Below are 16672 nucleotides of genomic sequence, written 5' to 3' on the forward strand. Positions count from 1 at the left end.
AAGTCTTCCCACTCTTTCGGTTGCTTAGTTAGCTATCAGTTGCCGCCGGGTTTGCTCCGACAGCTCGCCCCAGGACTCTTACCAGCGGTAGTGCGCAAAGGCGCGGTTCGCCTCGGCCATCTTGTGCGTGTCCTCACGCCGCTTGACGGAGGCACCCAGGCCATTGCTGGCATCCAGGATCTCGTTCGCCAGGCGCTCGATCATGGTCTTCTCCCGGCGTTGCCGCGAGTAGCCGACCAGCCAGCGCAGCGCCAGCGTGGTCGACCGGTCCGGCCGCACCTCGACGGGCACCTGGTAGGTCGCACCACCGACGCGGCGGCTACGAACTTCCAGCGCGGGCTTGACGTTGTCGAGAGCCCGCTTGAGGGTGATGACCGGATCGGTGCCGGTCTTGTCGCGCGCCTGCTCGAGCGCACCATAAACAATGCGCTCAGCGAGCGATTTCTTCCCCTGCAACAGGACTTTGTTCACCAGTTGCGTGACCAGCTGGGACCCGTAGACGGGGTCGTTGACCAGCGGACGCTTGGGCGCGGGCCCTTTGCGCGGCATTAGCTCTTCTCCTTCTTGGCGCCGTAGCGACTGCGAGCCTGCTTGCGGTTCTTGACTCCCTGGGTGTCCAGCGAACCGCGGATGATCTTGTAACGCACACCGGGAAGGTCCTTCACCCGGCCACCACGAACGAGCACCATCGAGTGCTCCTGCAGGTTGTGGCCCTCGCCCGGGATGTAGGCCGTGACCTCAACCTGACTCGTCAGCTTCACACGGGCAACCTTCCGAAGCGCCGAGTTCGGCTTCTTCGGGGTGGTGGTGTACACGCGAGTGCATACGCCACGGCGCTGCGGGCTGCCCTTCAGAGCCGCGGTCTTGACCTTGCCGATCTTGTCCCGACGACCCTTGCGGACCAGCTGCTGAATGGTTGGCATCTACCGGCTTTCTTTCTCGCTGTTCACGTTTGCTGCGGGCCCCGTAACACTGCCCGCGCTATTTTGAAGTTCCTGTACTGCAGTTATGCCCCGCAGTTGCACCCCGCGGCCGGGTGTGTTGCATACGATGGCCCCGAACTCAATCCGCTTGGCCGCCAAAAACATGGACATGCGAATTGGCCCGGCATCCACGCCCTCACGTCAGGCGCTGTAGGCCGCCAGGCACGAACAACCACAATACCCGCCTGCGGTTAGGCAGGTCAAAGCGGCGGCTGAACTGACCATAGAACAGCCAATCAAGCGCCCTCGGCCCGGCCCCACCCCACCCGCGAGACACTCGAGCCGCGGGCCGGCACCCAAGATCATCGGGCGACGTCAGAGCGATTCCGCGCCGGTATGCGAGATGCGCTTTTCCATCCCCGCCGCCAGGCGCAGCACCATGTCGGAGAAGACCGCGTCGGTGTCGATCTCTTCCATCAAACCGGTCATTTCGAGCAGCACGAACCCGTGCAGTGCCGACCAGAACTCCAGCGCAGCGTGGAAAGCCTGCTCGCCTTCGAGGCCATATGAGGACAACACGGCGATCACCGGCGCGGCGGCGGCCCTGGTCGCGGCGGCGTACTCGGGGTCTTCGCCGCCCGGAGGCATCCGGGTGAATGCCGAGTACCGACCGGGGTGGTGGTGGGCATAGCTGCGATATGCACCGGCCATGACCAGCACCGCGTCATCGCGCGAACGCCCCTCGCCGACCCTGTTCAGCATCATGATGATGTCGTCGATCACCCGGACCCGCACCGCACCACGCAGGTCCTCGAGGCTGACCACGTGGTTGTACAGCGATGGCCCCTTGGTCCCCAACTGAGTCGCGAGCGCATTGATGGTCAGCGAATCCCAGCCCTCTCGATCCAGGAAGGTCAGGGCACCGTCGACAATGGCATCGCGGCTCAGCTTGGCGGGGCGCGACGTAGATTTCGCGGCCCGCGGGCACCCAGCCGCAGACGGCCCTTCCGCCGAAGCTGCCATGACTATCGCCCTTCAATTGCACTGGAGCTGGTCGCCGCCGCTGCGCGGCGAACTGCAGTTGAACTAATGACTCTAGTTGACCGGACCCACAACGACCGGGCCCGATGAGGCGGTGTCGGAGGTCGCCCGGGCAAAGCCGAGGCCGCACCGGTTGAAGCCGGTGCAAAATCCGTTGAAGGGCTGTCGCCGTGCCGGCCGGTACACCTAGGCTGAGTACACGGCTCAATCAAGTGCGAAGACGCGCCCGACGAAGGGGGCCCGCAGTGAAATGGACAACCGCCGCCGGATCGCTGGCGACCAGCGCGCTCGCCGTGGCTGTCCTGTCAACTGCCCCGCCGCCGGTCGCGAATGCCAAAAACGGTGACACCCATGTCACGGGGGAAGGCATCGTGCGCACGCTGGACTGCAACGACTCCACGTTGTTCGTCAACGGCACGGGGAACATCATCACCGCGAAGGGAACCTGTTGGGCGGTCACGGTTATGGGTTCGTCCAACACGGTCGTGGCCGACACCGTGGTCAACGACATCACCGCCTACGGCTGGGACGAAACGGTGTTCTTCCACAACGGCGATCCGTTCATCTGGGATCGTGGCCGTGAGCTGGGCATGGTAAACCGGCTTCAGCGAGTAGGCCCCTGAGGCCACACCAAGTAATCGTCCCCTCCCCCGCCTAGGAATTGAGGAGCCCATGCGCGCCCACCTACCGATGCCCCGACTGGCCGCGATCGCGCTGACGGCGATCGCCGTCCCAACAGTTCTCGGGCTGGCCGGCTGCAGTGAGACCGCCAGTCCCCCCGGGCCCTCCAGCACCTCCGGGTCAGCCACGCCGACGAGCGGCCCAACCGCGGCGCCGACCACCTCCGGCGGCCCGACCACGACCGCGTCGATCGAAATCGGCAACATGCTCAACTACGGATCGATCGGGACCACGGCCACCCTCGACTGCGCCGACGGCAAGTCGTTGAATGTCGCCGGCTCGGAGAACAACCTGACCGTGACCGGCACCTGCGCGACGGTGACCATCGGCGGGACCAACAACAAGATCACCTTCGACAAGATCGATCAGCGACTCACCGTCTTGGGCATCGACAACACGATCACCTACAAGGCGGGCGAACCCAAAGTCGACAACATCGGGTCGGGCAACAACATCGAGAAGGGCTGACGCGGGCCCACCGCGCGACGAGCGGCCCGAGCAGGGCCGAAGTTGGCGCTCAGGCGTCCCCCTCTTCGCCGCACTGGCCGTAACGCCCCAGGGCACCGGCGAGGACTTTCTCCATGTACGCCAACAGGTCCCGCATTTCATGCAGGCGTCGGCTTCGCTCCGGCGGGGCACCACCCAGTGCCTTGAGGCCGGTGTCCGCCAGGTTCTGCAGGTCGGCCATGGTTCGCAGACGCTCACGCTCGCCTGCCGCGAAGGCGTTGGGCCGCAACCGATAAAAGGTGCGCCGATCCCCGGCGACCGCGAGTCGCTCGATGAACCCGAATTGGATCAGCATCCGGGCAGTGGTGCTGATCCCACCACTACTGGCCGCCAACGCAGTCGCCAGTTCCTCTGAGGATTGGCGCTCGGGATCACACACCAATAGCCAGCCCAGCAATCGGCCCGCCAACCGAGTCAGACCGCTGGACTCGAAATATCCGCCCATCTGCTCGACGAATTCCATAATGTCAGCCTCGGTGCCGGCACGATCGACACCCTCGTTGACGCTCACAAATTTCACTGTACTCTGAAACCTTAGTAGATTTCATCTAGACTGCCCGGTAGGTCTACAACAACTTCATGCGCAGGAGGGGAAGCCACCGATGAGCGCTCCAGGCTTCACCACCGGGCAAGGCGATCGAAGCGGACCGCTTCGGGTCGGCAAGCCCATCTGCAAGATTCCTCGGGGAAGACGATGATTGGCATTCTCAAGCGTGCGTGGATACCGCTGCTCATTCTGGTTGTGGTCGCGATCGCCGGTTTCACGGTCCAGCGAATCCGGACCTTCTTTGGGGCCGATGGCATCTTGGTGACGCCGAAGGTCTTCGCCAACGACCCCGAACCGTACGACCCCAAGGTGGTGAAGTACGAGATCTCGGGCTCCGGTAGCTACGCCAACATCAACTACCTGGATCTGGACGCGAAGCCGCAGCGCATCGACGGCGCCTCGCTGCCGTGGTCGCTCACCTTACAGACCACGGCACCGTCGGCCGCCCCCAACATCCTGGCCCAAGGCAATGGCAGTTCGATCAGCTGCCGGATCATCGTCGATGACGTGGTGAAGGACGAGAGGACCGCAACCGGCGTGGACGCCCTGACCTACTGCTTTGTGAAGTCCGCATGACCGCGACCACGACCGACACGCCGACCGACGTGGTCCCACCGGCCGAACACCCGCCCCGACCGTTCATCCCGAGGATGATCCGCACCTTCGCAGTGCCGCTCATCCTTGGCTGGGTGTTGCTCATCGCCGTCCTCAATAGCGTTGTGCCGCAACTGGAAGTAGTCGGGCAGATGCAGGCGGTGTCGATGAGCCCCGACGCCGCGCCGTCGATGATCTCGATGAAACACATCGGCAAAGTGTTCCGCGAGGGCGACTCCGACAGCGCGGCGATGATCGTGTTGGAAGGCCAGGAGCCGCTCGGCGCCGCCGCCCACAAGTTCTACGACAAGATGATCACCAAGCTTCGCGCCGACACCAAGCACGTCCAGTCGGTGCAGGACTTCTGGGGCGATCCGCTGACCGCGACAGGTGCACAGAGCGGCGACGGCAAGGCCGCCTATGTGCAGGTGAAGCTCGCCGGCAACCAAGGCGAATCCCTGGCCAACGAGTCGGTGGAAGCGGTGAAGACAATCGTCGACAGCCTGCAGGCGCCACCCGGCGTCAAGGTGTATGTCACCGGTTCGGCCGCGCTGGTCGCCGATCAGCAGCTGGCCGGCGACCGCAGCCTGCAGTTGATCGAGATGGTCACGTTCACGGTGATCATCGTGATGCTGCTGCTGGTCTACCGGTCGATCATCACGGCGGCGATCATGCTGACCATGGTGGTCCTCGGGTTGCTCGCCACCCGTGGGGGCGTGGCATTCCTTGGTTACCACCGGATCATTGGGCTCTCGACCTTCGCGACCAACCTGCTCGTGGTGTTGGCGATCGCGGCCGCCACCGACTACGCCATCTTCCTGATCGGCCGATATCAGGAAGCGCGCGGGCTCGGTCAGGACCGAGAATCGGCCTACTACACCATGTTCGGCGGCACTGCCCATGTCGTGCTGGGCTCAGGTCTGACGATCGCCGGTGCCACCTTCTGCTTGAGCTTCACCCGACTTCCGTACTTCCAGACCCTCGGTGTCCCACTGGCGATCGGCATGGTCATCGTCGTCGCCACCGCGCTGACCCTGGGTCCGGCGCTGATCGCCGTAATGAGCAGGTTCGGCAAGCTGCTCGAGCCCAAGCGAATGGCCCGGGTCCGGGGCTGGCGCAAGATCGGAGCCGCCATCGTGCGCTGGCCCGGCCCCATCCTGATCGGCGCGGTGGCCCTGGCGCTGGTCGGACTGCTGACCCTGCCCGGATACAAGACCAACTACAACGACCGCAACTACCTACCCGCCGACCTACCCGCCAACGAAGGCTATTCGGCCGCGGAACGCCATTTCTCCCAGGCCCGGATGAACCCCGAAGTCCTGATGGTCGAAAGCGACCATGACATGCGTAATTCGTCTGACTTCCTGGTGATCAACAAGATCGCCAAGGCCATCTTCGGCGTCGAGGGGATATCCCGCGTGCAGGCCATCACGCGGCCGGACGGCAAGCCGATCGAGCACACCTCGATCCCGTTTTTGATCAGCATGCAGGGCACCAGTCAAAAGCTGACCGAGAAGTACAACCAAGACCTGACCACCAGCATGCTGCAGCAGGTCAACGACATTCAGACCAACATCGACCAGATGGAGCGGATGCACGATCTCACCCAGCAGATGGCCGATGTCACCCACCAGATGGTCATCCAGATGAAGGGGATGGTGGTCGACGTCGAGGAGTTGCGTAACCACATCGCGGACTTCGACGATTTCTTCCGCCCGATCCGCAGCTACTTCTACTGGGAGAAGCACTGCTTCGACATCCCGGTTTGCTGGTCGCTACGGTCTGTGTTCGACACCCTCGATGGCGTCGACCTGATGACCGAAGACATCAACAATCTGCTGCCGCTGATGGAACGCCTGGACACGCTCATGCCCCAGATGACGGCGATGATGCCCGAGATGATCCAGACCATGAAAAGCATGAAGGCCCAGATGCTGAGCATGCACTCCACCCAGCAAGGGCTGCAGGATCAGATGGCCGCGATGCAGGAGGATTCGTCCGCGATGGGCGAGGCCTTCGACTCGTCGCGCAACGACGACTCCTTTTATCTGCCTCCCGAGGTTTTCAACAACCCCGACTTCAAACGGGGGCTGGAACAGTTCCTGTCCCCGGACGGGCACGCCGTGCGGTTCATCATCAGCCATGAGGGCGACCCGATGAGCCAGGCGGGCATCAACCACATCGACAAGATCAAGACCGCCGCCAAGGAAGCCATCAAGGGCACGCCGCTGGAGGGATCCACGATCTACCTCGGCGGTACGGCGGCGATGTTCAAGGACCTGTCCGACGGCAATACCTTCGACTTGATGATCGCCGGCATCTCCGCGCTCTGCCTGATCTTCATCATCATGCTGATCATCACCCGCAGCGTCGTTGCGGCCGCGGTGATCGTCGGCACGGTGGTCTTGTCGCTGGGCGCCTCGTTCGGGCTGTCGGTGCTGATCTGGCAACACATCCTCGGCATCGAACTGCATTGGTTGGTGCTGGCGATGGCGGTCATCATCCTGCTGGCCGTCGGCGCGGACTACAACCTGCTGCTGGTTGCCCGGCTCAAGGAGGAGATCCACGCCGGAATCAACACCGGCATCATCCGTGCGATGGGCGGCAGCGGGTCGGTGGTGACCGCGGCCGGACTGGTGTTCGCCTTCACCATGATGTCGTTTGCGGTCAGTGAACTGACCGTGATGGCTCAGGTCGGCACCACTATCGGCATGGGCCTGCTGTTCGACACCCTGATCGTCAGATCGTTTATGACACCGTCGATTGCGGCCCTGCTGGGCAAGTGGTTCTGGTGGCCCCAGGTTGTCCGCCAACGGCCAGCTCCGCAGCCGTGGCCCACGCCGGCACCGGCCACCACCTCCGTCTGAGTTCACCCAGCACGCAACCCGATGCGGCGCCCGCCCGGCGGCTCAACGGGTTGCGCTCAGTCGTGGCTCGCCTGGGCGCCGTGGCGACCGGCACCCGCGGCGAAGCGCCCGGCCCCCTCCAAGGCCTCGGCGGCCACTCGGGAAATGCTGGCGAATTCCAGATCGAGAGCCGCGGATTCGGGCAAGCCCCATTGCTGAAGCGCTGAGAGGCGATCCGATCGCAGGCATTGTTGCGGCAGCGCCGCCAGCTGGGCCGCCAACTCCTCGGCCGCTTGCCGGGCTTGTCCGTTGGGTACCACCCGATTCGCCAACCCGATTGCCAGCGCCTCGTCGGCCTGCACCGCACGACCGGTAAGGATCATGTCCATCGCCCGGCTGTGGCCGATCAGCCGCGGCAGCCGCACCGTGCCGCCGTCGATGAGCGGCACTCCCCACCGCCGACAGAACACGCCGAATACCGCGTCCTGTTCGGCCACCCGCAGATCGCACCACAACGCCAGCTCCAGTCCCCCGGCCACCGCGTAGCCACTGACCGCGGCGATCACCGGCTTGGACAGCATCATTCGCGACGGGCCCATCGGGCCCGGACCCGTCCGGTGCACGGCGTTGGCCTCCGCGGTGCCGAAAGCCTTCAAATCCGCTCCCGCGCAGAAGGTTCCGCCATTTCCGCACAAGACGGCCACCGAAGCGGATTCATCCCGGTCGAATTCGGCGAATGCCGAGTAGAGCGCGGCAGCCGTCGGACCGTTGACCGCGTTGCGCGCCTGCGGCCGGTTGATGATCACGGTGGTTACCGGACCGTTGCGCTCGACCTGTACTAGATCACTCACTTCGCCTCCAGGAGTTGGTTTGTGCCGCGGCGTTTCGCCAGTTCAGTGGCGAAGTCGTGGTAGGCGCTACGAAGCTGAGCCCCCGGCCACTTCGCGGGCAGCAGCTCCTCGGGCAACATCGGATCCGAAAGCAGGTGGCGCACCATCGCCGCGGCCAGGGCGAACTGTCCCGGAATGTCTGCTGCCTCTGCCATTTCGGCCATCTCGCCGAGCAGTCGGTCACCTACCCCAGCCCATTCGGTCAGGTCCCACAGTTGCCCGGCCAACTCGGCCGGGGCGTCGTCACGCGCCGTGAGCATCCGCACCCGCTCGGCGACGTCGGCGGCCAGTTCCAGGTCGAGATTGTCGGGACGCAGCCATACCCCTTCGCGCAGTTCTGCGAAACGCTTGTCGTGCATGGTTGTTCGCAGCGCAGCACGGGTTCGCGCATCCGTGCCGACACTGGTCACAATCACCAGGTGCCAGTTCCCCTGCCACGGCCGCACCCGCGGGCGCATGGCCTCGTCCTGCCGCGCTTGGCGCGCCAGCAACCGATCCGAGAGGCGATAGCCATCGGCCGAGCGGATCAGGTCGCCGCCGCTGACCATGCGGGTCAGGGCGACCCGCAGAGCCGTCTCCTTGATACCGAAATCGGCGGTGAGCCTGATCAATTCGCTGACACTGGCCCAAGCGGGATGAGCACCCAGCAAAACGCTGAGCACCACTGATCGCGCTGTCATCGCCGCCACGGTGGCACCCTTCTCAAACCGAAGACGCCCGGCGGCCGTAGTCTCCGAACGGCTCGTCTCGATGCTTCACCGCATCCCGGAAGCCATGCTCGACCGCGTCGGCGACAAAGGCGTGCCCCTCGGGGGTGTGCCGAGCCACGCCGTCGAACACCGTGCTGAGCATCCGGCTGTTGACCACCCCTTGCTGCAGCAGTGCCGAGTTGAGCGCCAGCTTGATCATGATCAGCTGATTGACCGGCAGCGCGGCGATCCGCTCGACCAGGCGCTCCGTGCGCTCATCCAGGTCCTTGGGGTCGGGGGCCTCGACCGCGAGGCCCCACTCGGCGGCCTGCGCACCGGTGATGCAATCGCCGGTGAACAACAGCCGTTTGGCGCGTTGGTCACCGAGCCGGTGTGCCCATAGGCCCGCCGCCGGAACACCCCATACCCGCGTCGGCGGGTAGCCGATTTTCGCGTCGGCGGCGGCGATCACCTGATCGGCGTGCAACGCGATGTCGGTGCCGCCCGCAACGCAGTAACCGTGGATCTTTACCACGGTCGGCTTGTCGGCATGCATCAGGCTGGAGAACCCGTGCACAAACCGGCTCATCATCTGATAGTCGATCATCGGGTCCCAGGGCTGATTGGGTAAGTGGTTGACGGCCTGGGCCTTGCCGTCGAGCACCGTTCCGCGATAGCCGCCCTCGGCGCCGGATGAGGACGACCCCTCGGCATAGGCCGACAGGTCAAATCCCGCGCAGAATCCCTCGCCCCGGCCGGACACCAGAATGACGTGCACCGCCGGGTCAAGATCGGCGCGCTCCACCAGCGCCGAGAGCTCCAATGGGGTGTCCGCGACGATCGCATTGCCCTTCTCGGGCCGATTGAAGGTGATCCGGGCAACCCGGTCGGTGACCTCGTAGGTCATCGTTTTCAGGTTGTCGAAGTCGACCGGCCTGATGGCATGTGTCATCTCGGGGCTCAGCCCTTGACCAGGGCACGTTCGAGGATGGGCGCGAGATCCAGGCCGGTGGGCATGGTCCCGAATGCCCCACCCCACTGACCGCCGATCCGGGTGGCCAGGAACGCCTCGGTCACCGCCGGATGCCCGTGCCGGATGAGCAGCGATCCCTGCAGCGCCAGGCAGATGTCCTCGGCGATCTTGCGGGCCCGGTAGCCAATGGTTTCCAGGTCACCCAGTTGGCGCCGCAGCCCCTCGACGTGGTTGTCCTGGCGGGCATCCTGGCCCGCGCTGTGCGCCAGTTCATCGAAGAGCACCTCGACGCATTCGGGCTTAGTTGCCATGGCACGCAACGTGTCCAGCGCACTGACGTTGCCCGACCCTTCCCAAATCCCCATCAGGGGCGCTTCGCGGTACAGCCGCGGCATGCCGGACTCTTCCACGTAGCCGTTGCCGCCCAGGCATTCCAGCGCTTCGGCGGCGTGCGGCGTGGAACGCTTGCACACCCAATACTTGCTGGCCGCCAATCCGATGCGGCGGAACAGCGCCTCGGTCTGGTCACCGCGCACCGCCTTGTCGGTGGCACCGGCCATGCGCATGGCCACGGTCGTCGCGGCCTCGGCCTCCACCGCCAAGTCAGCCAGCACATTGCGCATCAGCGGCTGATCGATCAGGTAGGCGCCAAAGGCCTTGCGGTGCTGGGCGTGATGCATCGCCCGGGTCAGCCCGGAACGCATGCTGGTGGCGCTGCCCAGGGTGCAGTCCAGCCGGGTGAGGTTGACCATCTCGATGATGGTCGGGACTCCGCGCCCCTCCTCCCCGACCAGCCACGCGGTAGCGCCGTCGTATTCGACCTCGCTGGAGGCGTTGGCATGGTTACCGAGCTTGTCCTTGAGCCGCTGCAGGAACATCCGGTTGCGGGTGCCGTCGGGCAGGATGCGCGGCAGCATGAAACAGGACAGTCCGCCTGGAGCCTGGGCGAGCACCAGGAAGATGTCACACATCGGGGCCGAGGTGAACCACTTGTGCCCGGTGAGCCGGTAGGTGCCGTCGGAGTTCGGGGTTGCCTGGGTGGTGCCGGCGCGCACGTCGGAGCCGCCCTGTTTCTCGGTCATCGACATACCGGCGGTGATGCCGGGCTTGGTGCTGGCCAGCCGCAGTTCCGGGTCGTATTCACGACTGGTCAGCAGGGGTTCGTACACCGCCGCCAGCTCCGGGTTGTAGCGCAGCGCGGGCACCACCGCATAGGTCATCGAGATGGGACAGATGTGGCCCGGCTCGACGGTCCACACCGAGGTTTTGGCGGCCCGCACCACGTGGGCACCCGGCCGATCATCGGCCCACGGCGCCGCGTGCAAGCCATGGCCGATCGCGGTGCGCATCAGCTCGTGGTACGCCGGATCGAACTCCACCTCGTCGATGCGATGACCGACTCGATCGTGGGTATGCAGGATCGGCCGGTTGCGGTCGGCCAGCTCACCCCAGCGCTGCGCTTGGGCGCTTCCCGAGATCGCACCGAGTTCACTCACCTCTTCCAGGCCCCACTGTCCGCCCTCCCGGATCAGCGCTTCGACCAGCATCGGCGACGTCGCGGGGTTGTGGTTCTCCAGCAGCGGAACCTGGTTGGTGACGACATGGGTATCTGACATGCGATCAATGTTACATTTTTCCAACAACCGCACAAAAGGTGTAATGCTGGTGATGGTCCGGCTACCGGGGATGCAGGGCGAAGAACTCCCACAGCATCTCGATGGCCGCCATCATCGATGCTGACCAGCACCACACTGCGGTTGTTCGCACAGCTTGCGACGGAGGTGGCAACCAGACCGCTGACCGTGGCGACCGGCGCGTCACACCGATCCACGTGGCGCCAGAACGCATTCAGGTCCGGCACCGGCGGCCCCGCAATATGGGAGGCGGCGCCGGCCCCGGCGCCCCCCGCGTAGCGAACCAGCGGATCTCCGGTGCCGTGGATGTGCATCACCGACACCGGATGTGGAGACCGGCACGGGTCTAGCTGCGTCCCCGAGACCGGGCCGATCGCCGCGAAAATGCCGGTGTTACAGGCCATGGTGTAGGCCATCATGGCGCCGTTGCTCATCCCCGCGGCATAGACCCGGTTCGCGTCGATGCCGACGTTGTGGGCGACGTCGGCCACCGCCGCACCGATGAATGCGACGTCGTCCACGCCATCGCGCGCGGACCGGCCGCAGCAGCCTCCGCCGTTGACGTTCCAGGCCCTGTTGAGTCCATCCGGATAGACGACCACGAACTTCTCCGAGTCGGCCAACTCATCCCAGTCGTAGGAGCGTTCGGCCTGGCGAGCATTGCCGAACCCGCCGTGCAGCATCACCACCAGCGCAGCACCCGCGGGCAATCCCTCGGGCTGGTAGAGCCGATAGGTGCGATCGACACCGCCAACATCGATCGTGTGGAAACTGGTGCCCTCGGCAAAGCCGGCGGGCGGCGGTGCTCCCCGGTGCCCACAGCCGGCCAGCGCCACCAGAACGGCCAGTAACGTGAACAAATGGCGGCGCACAGATTAACCGTAGGCGCCATTAGCCGTGGTTACGCGCCAACGAAGCCGAAAAAATTGCTGAAAATCAGCTGTTGAGTTTTTCCCGCAGGAACGCGATGTCATCCTTGCGGCCTTCTTCGGCGGTTTCGCAGATGATTGGGGCATCCGCGGCGCGTACCGCCGCCACGAGCAGTTCCGGATCGATTTGCCCGGCGCCCAGATTGGCGTGGCGGTCCCGACCCGATCCCGCGGCATCCCTGGAGTCGTTGCAGTGCACCAGGTCTATCCGGCCGGTGACGGCCTTGATCCGGTCCACACCATGAACCAGCTGCTCACCGGCCGCCCACGCGTGACAGGTGTCCAGGCAGAATCCGATGCCGGTGTCGCCGATGACGTCCCAGAGCCGGGCGATGGTGTCGAAATGACGCGCCATGGCGTGCTCCCCGCCGGCCGTGTTCTCCAGATACACCGGAACATCGGTCTGCAGTTGGTCAAGCGCCTTGCGCCAGCGCTGGAAACCCTCGTCGAGGTCGTTGTCGTCGGCGACGTGGCCGCCGTGCACGATCACCGCCGCCGCGCCGATGTCCGCGGCCGCATCACAGGTCTGCTGCAGGATCTTGCGCGAAGGGATGCGCACCTTGTTGTTCGCCGATGCCAGGTTGATCAGGTAGGGCGCGTGCACGTAGATCGGCAGCGCGGCGGCCTTGAGTTGTGCGGCGTCTTCACGGGGTTTGGGCGCTTTCCAGCTCTGCGGATTGCCCAGGAATATCTGCACTACCTCAGCGCCCTCGGCCTGAGCCGCGGCCAACGGATCCTGCGGACTGACATGCGAACCGATAAGCACGACGTCAGTCTAGCTAGGCACTGCGGTCGCCCAACTCGATGACATCGCTGTGGGCGACGGCCCGAGTTGCCATGGCGGACTTACCGTGCCCGATCGGTAAGCGCGTCCAGGTACTCCGACCAGCGGGTGCGGTCGACAAAACCGTAGTGGCCGGCTCCAGGCCAAACGCCCGCGGTGGCGTCGGGCAGCCGTTCGGCGACGCGTCTTGGCATGTCCGGCGAGATGATGTCGTCCGCGTCTCCGTAGAAGACGTCGAAATGCGCACGCACGTCCTCGAGCTCGAAGCCCCAATCCCACAGGGCCAGCGTCATCTCGTAGAGCCCTTCGCCGCCCTGCTGCGTCCCGGCGATGAAGTTGGCCTCAAACATTGCCCGCTGCGGCGGGTCGCACAGCAACGTCGGCGCGTCCGAGGCGTCCCTATGGGCCATGTTGTCCAGGTGGCCGCCGATGTCGCGCTGGGCCTTCCTGCTTTCGATGTGGTAGATCCACTTCAGCAGGCGCCGCAGGCGGCGAAGCCTGACAACGTATCTGAGGTCCCGCATGGCCAGCAGCTTGGCGAACCCGTCCTGGTCCAACGGCCCGACCGGTGCGGCCAGGACGCCGTGGGTGACTCGATCTGGCAGCCGCACCGCGATCGAAAGCGCGTGCGGGCTGCCACCCGAGTGGCCGGCGACCGCAAAGGCGCCAAGACCCAGGTGATCAGCGAGTTGCTCCATGTCCGCACCCCAATCCACCATCCTGCGGCCGGGCCGGGGCGTGGATCCTCCGACACCAGGCTGGTCGGCGGCAATCATCCACACACCCAGTGATGCGGTCAGATCGTCGTCGGGGTTTCGGATCACCGCCGAATCCGCGAAACCATGGCTGAAGATGACGGGCAGACCGCCGGGATCGCCGTAGGTCAGATACGTCAGTGTCCGGCCATCGGCCAGCGTGAGAGATTCCATCGGTCCTTCCCAGAATCACACCCGGCGTTTCCCATGACGCTAGGCCTACTGCCAACGTCTGGTCACGGGGTCTGCGGCCGGCCAGCACCGGCACACGCTCGGCGCGGGGCGCGTTGTGGTGGGGATAGGATGCCCGCGGGCCGCACTTTGCCAGTGCCCGTGAATTCGCCGGCGTCGTGGAGGATGAGGATTTGGCAATGCTTTCAGTCGGACGCGGCATCGCTGACATCACCGGTGAGGCGGCCGATTGCGGCATGCTCGGATACGGCAAGTCCGACCAGCGCACCGCCGGCATCCATCTTCGGCTCCGGTCACGGGCGTTTGTCTTCCGCGATGATTCCCAAGACGAGAACCCACGATTGCTGTTGGTGGTGGCCGAGCTGCCGATGCCCATGCAAAACGTGAATGACGAAGTGCTGCGCCGCTTGGCGGAGTCCTATGGCGACACCTACACCGAGCAGAACACCCTGATCACCACGACGCACACGCACGCCGGGCCCGGCGGGTACTGCGGATACCTGATGTACAACTTGACGACGAACGGTTTCCGGCCGGCGACCTTTGCCGCGATCGTCGACGGAATCGTCGAGTCGGTGACCCACGCCCATGACGACGTGGCCCCCGCCGAGGTGATGCTGTCGCATGGCGAGTTGCACAGCGCGAGCATCAACCGGTCCCCATCGGCGTTCGACCGCAACCCGGAGGCCGACAAGGCTTTCTTCCCCAACCGCATCGACCCCCAAACCACGCTCGTGCGTATCGATCGGGGCGAGCACACCGTGGGCGCCATCCATTTCTTCGCCACCCACGGCACCAGCATGACCAACCGCAACCGCATGATCTCCGGCGACAACAAGGGCTTCGCGGCCTACCACTGGGAACGCACCGTCCGCGGCGCCGATTACCTCGCCGGGCAGCCCGATTTCATCGCCGCTTTCGCGCAGACCAACCCCGGCGACATGAGCCCGAACGTCGACGGGCCGCTGCCGCCCGGCGCCGCGCCGCAATGTGCTCTGGAGAACACCCGCCAGATTGGGTTGCGCCAGTTCGAGGATGCCTCCACCCAATTGGGCGCCACCACATCCATCGGCACCGGCATCGATGCCCGGTTGACCTATGTCGATCTCAGCTCGGTACGGGTGCGCGGCGAATTCACACCGGATGGTCAGGAGCATCGCACCGGGTCTCCGACCGTCGGCGCCGGTGGCATGGCCGGAACCGAAGAAGGCAAGGGCTTCCAGGGCTTTCACCAGGGCCAAAACCTGTTCTGGGACAAGCTGTCCGGGGCCATGTTCCGATTGGCCGGGGCCCTCGGCGCGACGCAGGCCCCCAAAGGCATCGTGGTACCCGCGGGCCTGCCGAACCGGGTACATCCGTTCGTCCAGGAAATTGCGCCTGTGCAGTTGGTGCGCATCGGGCGGCTCTATCTCATCGGCATCCCGGGCGAGCCGACCGTGGTCGCGGGGCTTCGGCTACGGCGCACCGTGGCCTCGATCGTCGGCGCCGAGCTGGCCGACGTCCTGTGCGTCGGCTACTGCAATGCCTACATCCATTACCTGACCACGCCCGAGGAGTACCTGGAGCAGCGCTATGAGGGCGGCAGCACGCTCTTTGGCCGATGGGAACTGCCCGCCTTCATGCAGATCGTGGCCGGCCTTGCCGAGGCGATGCGAGACGGTCGGCCGATCGCGCCCGGTCCCCGTCCGCGGCTTGCCCGGCCACTGAGCTGGGGGCGTGCCGCCCCCGCCGATACCGGTTCGTTCGGAGCCGTCATCGCCGAACCCGCCGCCAGCTACCGCCCCGGTGAGGCGGTGCAAGCCGCATTCGTCAGCGCGCTGCCCTCCAATGATCTGCGCCGCGGCGACACCTACCTCGAGGTGCAGCGCCGCGAGGGCCAGGACTGGGCGCGAGTCGCCGACGATGGCGACTGGTCGACCAGCTTCCACTGGGAACGGCAAGGGCGAGCCGGCTCACGGGTCAGCATTCGCTGGGAGATCCCCTGCGACACCGCCCCTGGGCAATACCGCATCGTCCACCACGGGGCCGCGCGCAATGGGGTCGGCGCGCTGACACCGTTCACCGCGACGACTCGCGAGTTCACCGTCGGGTAGCTAGTCACTGCTGAGGTGGCCGCGCGGCAAGGTCAGCCACCCGCCCCACCGATCCCGGCGCCCCGTCGGTGCCGTTGCCGATCAACGGACGGCCCCAGCAACGCCTGGGTGGGTGCGTTGATAACATCCAGCGCTTCGTCGCGCGCAGTCCGCAGGATCGAGTGATTGGCGGCCTCGGCGTCTGCGTCGGCCAATATCTCCGGAACCGCCACGGCGTAAGACACCGATGTTCCCCCCTGCAGGTTATTCGGCGACTATTCGCGTCAATCGATACGCATTGGCGTCCGGAGCCCCCCAGGGACAGTAACCAACTCGATCGTTCTCCAGATAGCCCGTGCCTACACTCCGGCCCCAATAGCGCGGCACCAAAGATCATCAACCCAGCTCACAAGCCTGCTAATCAACAACGCCGGAGCCCTGCGGAGCCCCCGAAGATCCATTTGCGCATTATCGTTAGCAGGCAGGAAAATTCGCTTTCAAGTCGCATTCTCCACCTTTGTTGCGCCCCAAAAGCCGCTGCTTGGAAAGCAATTGAATGGCGCGTGGTGACTTCCACTCGTATCACCGTCGCGCGAAATTCCATTGGCCGAAACG

Annotated in this window: 15 protein-coding genes and 3 pseudogenes; 5 read left to right on the forward strand and 13 right to left on the reverse strand. The window is 65.1% G+C overall.

Annotated features, from left to right (window positions below):
* Window positions 1–78: 78 nt before the first annotated feature.
* From rpsG to MMSP_RS23245, 3 genes are all read right to left on the reverse strand, one after another.
* Window positions 79–549: a 30S ribosomal protein S7 gene (rpsG, locus tag MMSP_RS23235; protein ID WP_012392921.1), complete on the reverse strand. Its 471-nt coding sequence runs from the start codon at window positions 547–549 to the stop codon at window positions 79–81.
* On the reverse strand, window positions 549–923 hold the full coding sequence (rpsL, locus tag MMSP_RS23240; protein ID WP_003879423.1) for a 30S ribosomal protein S12: 375 nt from the start codon (window positions 921–923) through the stop codon (window positions 549–551). The genes rpsG and rpsL overlap by 1 nt, the downstream gene beginning before the upstream one ends.
* A gap of 375 nt (window positions 924–1298) precedes the next feature.
* A complete protein-coding gene (locus MMSP_RS23245) occupies window positions 1299–1946 on the reverse strand; it encodes a TetR/AcrR family transcriptional regulator (protein WP_020788579.1) in 648 nt (215 codons plus the stop codon).
* A gap of 263 nt (window positions 1947–2209) precedes the next feature.
* On the opposite strand from MMSP_RS23245, the gene MMSP_RS23250 reads away from it, so the two are divergent.
* Together MMSP_RS23250 and MMSP_RS23255 are read left to right on the forward strand one after the other, a co-directional pair.
* Window positions 2210–2587, forward strand: a complete 378-nt coding sequence (locus MMSP_RS23250) for a DUF3060 domain-containing protein (RefSeq protein ID WP_012392920.1) — start codon at window positions 2210–2212, stop codon at window positions 2585–2587.
* A 49-nt stretch (window positions 2588–2636) separates the two neighbouring features.
* A complete protein-coding gene (locus MMSP_RS23255; protein ID WP_012392919.1) occupies window positions 2637–3113 on the forward strand; it encodes a DUF3060 domain-containing protein in 477 nt (158 codons plus the stop codon).
* Between the two features lie 49 nt (window positions 3114–3162).
* Here MMSP_RS23255 and MMSP_RS23260 read toward each other — a convergent pair whose 3' ends face one another.
* On the reverse strand, window positions 3163–3663 hold the full coding sequence (locus MMSP_RS23260; protein WP_012392918.1) for a GbsR/MarR family transcriptional regulator: 501 nt from the start codon (window positions 3661–3663) through the stop codon (window positions 3163–3165).
* A 183-nt stretch (window positions 3664–3846) separates the two neighbouring features.
* Between MMSP_RS23260 and MMSP_RS23265 the strand changes: the two genes are divergently transcribed.
* Together MMSP_RS23265 and MMSP_RS23270 are read left to right on the forward strand one after the other, a co-directional pair.
* Window positions 3847–4275 carry an MmpS family protein gene (locus MMSP_RS23265; RefSeq protein ID WP_011739028.1) on the forward strand — a complete coding sequence of 143 codons (429 nt, stop codon included), beginning with the start codon at window positions 3847–3849 and terminating at the stop codon, window positions 4273–4275.
* Complete coding sequence (locus MMSP_RS23270) at window positions 4272–7160, forward strand: RND family transporter (RefSeq protein WP_020788581.1); 2889 nt, start codon at window positions 4272–4274, stop codon at window positions 7158–7160. Before MMSP_RS23265 ends, MMSP_RS23270 begins: the two co-directional genes overlap by 4 nt.
* 56 nt (window positions 7161–7216) lie before the next feature.
* On the opposite strand, the gene MMSP_RS23275 is transcribed toward MMSP_RS23270, so the two are convergent.
* The 7 genes and pseudogenes from MMSP_RS23275 to MMSP_RS23305 all read right to left on the reverse strand — a co-directional run bounded on the left by MMSP_RS23275 (window position 7217) and on the right by MMSP_RS23305 (window position 13967).
* The gene (locus MMSP_RS23275) at window positions 7217–7990 is read right to left on the reverse strand and encodes a crotonase/enoyl-CoA hydratase family protein (RefSeq protein WP_012392916.1); all 774 of its coding nucleotides are present in this window, start codon (window positions 7988–7990) and stop codon (window positions 7217–7219) included.
* Window positions 7987–8718, reverse strand: a complete 732-nt coding sequence (locus MMSP_RS23280) for a PaaX family transcriptional regulator C-terminal domain-containing protein (RefSeq protein WP_020788582.1) — start codon at window positions 8716–8718, stop codon at window positions 7987–7989. The genes MMSP_RS23275 and MMSP_RS23280 overlap by 4 nt, the downstream gene beginning before the upstream one ends.
* Window positions 8719–8731: 13 nt before the next feature.
* Entirely contained in the window at window positions 8732–9670 is a 939-nt protein-coding gene (locus MMSP_RS23285; protein WP_020788583.1) for a crotonase/enoyl-CoA hydratase family protein, read from the reverse strand.
* Between the two features lie 8 nt (window positions 9671–9678).
* Window positions 9679–11307 carry an acyl-CoA dehydrogenase family protein gene (locus tag MMSP_RS23290; RefSeq protein ID WP_036426901.1) on the reverse strand — a complete coding sequence of 543 codons (1629 nt, stop codon included), beginning with the start codon at window positions 11305–11307 and terminating at the stop codon, window positions 9679–9681.
* A gap of 61 nt (window positions 11308–11368) precedes the next feature.
* Window positions 11369–12197: pseudogene (locus MMSP_RS23295) on the reverse strand (PHB depolymerase family esterase).
* 64 nt (window positions 12198–12261) lie between these two features.
* The gene (locus MMSP_RS23300) at window positions 12262–13020 is read right to left on the reverse strand and encodes a deoxyribonuclease IV (RefSeq protein ID WP_012392911.1); all 759 of its coding nucleotides are present in this window, start codon (window positions 13018–13020) and stop codon (window positions 12262–12264) included.
* Window positions 13021–13100: 80 nt separating this feature from the next.
* Window positions 13101–13967 carry an alpha/beta fold hydrolase gene (locus tag MMSP_RS23305; RefSeq protein ID WP_020788586.1) on the reverse strand — a complete coding sequence of 289 codons (867 nt, stop codon included), beginning with the start codon at window positions 13965–13967 and terminating at the stop codon, window positions 13101–13103.
* A gap of 197 nt (window positions 13968–14164) precedes the next feature.
* On the opposite strand from MMSP_RS23305, the gene MMSP_RS23310 reads away from it, so the two are divergent.
* Window positions 14165–16078 (forward strand): neutral ceramidase, encoded by a 1914-nt coding sequence (locus MMSP_RS23310; protein WP_015354659.1) that lies wholly within the window; start codon window positions 14165–14167, stop codon window positions 16076–16078.
* Window positions 16079–16127: 49 nt separating this feature from the next.
* On the opposite strand, the pseudogene MMSP_RS29985 reads toward MMSP_RS23310, so the two are convergent.
* Window positions 16128–16215: pseudogene (locus MMSP_RS29985) on the reverse strand (PE family protein); the annotation flags it as partial.
* Between the two features lie 152 nt (window positions 16216–16367).
* Window positions 16368–16454, reverse strand: a pseudogene (locus MMSP_RS27685) (transposase); the annotation flags it as partial.
* Between the last annotated feature and the right edge of the window lie 218 nt (window positions 16455–16672).

The sequence above is a fragment of the Mycobacterium sp. 012931 genome, from assembly GCF_000419295.1.
In the GTDB taxonomy this organism is placed as follows: domain Bacteria; phylum Actinomycetota; class Actinomycetes; order Mycobacteriales; family Mycobacteriaceae; genus Mycobacterium; species Mycobacterium marinum.